The organism is Thioclava dalianensis, assembly GCF_000715505.1.
GTDB classification, from domain to species: domain Bacteria; phylum Pseudomonadota; class Alphaproteobacteria; order Rhodobacterales; family Rhodobacteraceae; genus Thioclava; species Thioclava dalianensis.
Map to the genome: position 1 here is coordinate 1 of NZ_JHEH01000085.1, position 1,942 is coordinate 1,942.

Annotated in this window: 2 protein-coding genes; both read right to left on the reverse strand. The window is 60.1% G+C overall.

Annotation, left to right across the window (positions count from 1 at the left end; all coding sequences use genetic code 11):
* Positions 1-308: 308 nt before the first annotated feature.
* Positions 309-1,661: an ammonium transporter gene (locus DL1_RS20605; RefSeq protein WP_038070268.1), complete on the reverse strand. Its 1,353-nt coding sequence runs from the start codon at positions 1,659-1,661 to the stop codon at positions 309-311.
* Between the two features lie 24 nt (positions 1,662-1,685).
* The coding region (locus tag DL1_RS20610) for a P-II family nitrogen regulator (protein WP_038070270.1) at positions 1,686-1,942 on the reverse strand (257 nt) is incomplete at its 5' end.

Genomic DNA, 1,942 nt, shown 5'->3' on the forward strand with positions numbered 1-1,942 from the left:
CCTCCTCGAGCTTGAACGGCTTGATTGCTGCAATAATGAGTTTCACGTATTCGCCCCTTCGCTTGTTGCGTTTTCCCCGATGTCACGACCGCGACATCTTTCGGGCTCAAGCAGGCGCGCGGCGGCGGCGTTTCTCAAATAACGGGACCGTGTAGAGATCACGCGCGCTATCACGTCAAAGTCATTTTGATAAAAAATAGGCAATGCGACGCTTTTTTGGGCGCCACGGGTATAGCCGCGCGGCAGCTGGATATGAAAAGGCCCGGGGCATGCCCCGGGCCTTCGCGTGATGCGTGGATCTTTTCAGATCAGTTGGTGAACTCCGGATAGGCTTCCATCCCAAGCTCTGCCTTGTCGAGACCCATCATCTCGTCTTCGGCGGGCGCACGGATACCCATCGTTGCCTTGAGGATGAACCAGATCACGCTCGAGACCACGAAGACGAAGACACCGACGACGATGATCGAAACGATCTGGCCGTAGAACGTGCCATCCGAGTTGGTGATCGGAACCGCGAGCGTGCCCCAGATACCAGCGCCAAGGTGGACCGGGATCGCACCGACGACATCGTCGATCTTGAGCTTGTCGAGGAACGGAACCAGCAGGACGACGATGATACCACCGACCGCACCGATGAGCGTGGCAGCCCCGAGGCTCGGAGTCAGCGGCTCTGCGGTGATCGACACGAGGCCAGCCAGCGCGCCGTTGAGCACCATGGTCAGATCCGGTTTCTTGTAAAGGATCTGGGTCAGCAGCAGCGCCGCAATCGCACCTCCGGCAGCCGCCGTGTTGGTATTGGCGAAGATGCGCGAGATATCGGCGACGTTGCCCACGGTGTTCATGTAAAGCTGCGAACCACCGTTGAAGCCAAACCAGCCAAGCCACAGGATGAAGGTACCGAGCGTGGCGAGCGTCAGGTTCGAGCCGGGCATCGGGTTGACGCGACCGTCCTTATATTTGCCCAGACGCGGACCAAGGATGAGCGCACCTGCAAGCGCGGCCCAGCCACCGACCGAGTGCACGACCGTCGAGCCCGCGAAGTCGAGGAAGCCGAAATCGCTGTCGAGGAAACCGCCGCCCCATTTCCACGAGGCTTGGATCGGATAGATGAAGCCGGTGAGAATCACGGTGAAGATCAGGAACGGCCACAGCTTGATCCGCTCAGCCAGCGTGCCCGAGACGATCGAGGCGGTGGTGGCGCAGAACATCAGCTGGAAGAAGAAATCCGAGCCGACCGACGCATAGGTCAGATCCACATCGCCAGCGCCGACGCCGACGGGCTCAAGCGAGGTGGTCCCGAACGCGCCCAGCACGCCTTGGATCGACCAGCCATCGCCGGGATACATCAGGTTATAGCCGATCAGGTAATACATGATCGCTGCGATCGCGAAGAGCGAGATGTTCTTGAGCGACTGCATCGTGACGTTCTTGGAGCGCACGAGGCCCGCTTCGAGCATCGAGAAGCCCGCGCCCATCCACATCACGAGGAAACCCGTGACGAGGAACATGAACGTATTGAGGATGAAGCCGATCTCGTTGGCCGGCGGATCCATCGCCGCGGGCGCGGCATCAGCTGCAGCCGTGGCGTCTTGCGCCAGCGCGGGCAGCGCCACCGCTGCGAGAACCGCCGCTATGCCAGTGATTTTCGAAAGGTTTTTCATTGTCCTACTTTCCCCCTGTCGCCCTTACAGCGCGTCATCATTGGTTTCACCGGTCCGCACGCGCACCGCTTGGCCCACATCGAGCACGAAGATCTTGCCGTCGCCGATCTTGTCGGTCTTGGCGGCTTTGAGGATCGTATCTACGACCTCATCGGCCAGGCCGTCAGCCACGACGATCTCAAGCTTGACCTTGGGAACGAAGTTCACCGCGTATTCCGCACCGCGATAGATTTCCGTGTGACCCGACTGCGCGCCAAAGCCCTTGATCTCCGACACCATCA